General features: G+C 46.1%; 1 protein-coding gene. It reads right to left on the bottom strand.

The window, feature by feature from the left end:
- Nucleotides 1–501 (bottom strand): DNA topoisomerase (locus K5E19_RS24155; protein ID WP_260411956.1); only part of this gene is annotated, 501 nt, incomplete at both ends.

The following is a 501-nucleotide window of genomic DNA, read 5'->3' on the forward strand; positions in this document are numbered from 1 at the left end:
GTAATAACCTTGCCTGTAGATTTCTCAAGCTGTTTGACAAGTGCCTTTACAGCCTCAAGGTTGGTACAGTATCCGTCAGTATTACGCCAGTTTTCAGGAACCTGCCACAGTGTAGTAAACACTGACTTGTCTGCTGTCTCAAAATCTACTGAAAGGGTGTAGTAGTTGTAAGGCACGAAAGTATCGATCTCTTTATCACTTTGGACTACAAGCTTTAAAGTCGGTGTTTGAATCCGTCCGATCGACAACATATGTTCTCGGCCATATCCGGCAGAATAAGCAGCTGTGTAGGCACGACTCAGGTTCATACCTACCCGCCAGTCGGCGCGGCCGCGCGCCAAACCGGCCTGATATAGGTTTTCTTTATCCTTACCCGGCATTATTGAAGATAAGGCTTTTTTTACCGATTGGATATCTAGGCCACTCGTCCAAAATCGGGAAATCTTTTTACGGTAGCCACAGTAGTCCAATATTTCACGGGCAATAACTTCCCCTTCACGG

The sequence above is a fragment of the Enterobacter sp. RIT637 genome (genome assembly GCF_019718755.1).
In the GTDB taxonomy this organism is placed as follows: domain Bacteria; phylum Pseudomonadota; class Gammaproteobacteria; order Enterobacterales; family Enterobacteriaceae; genus Enterobacter.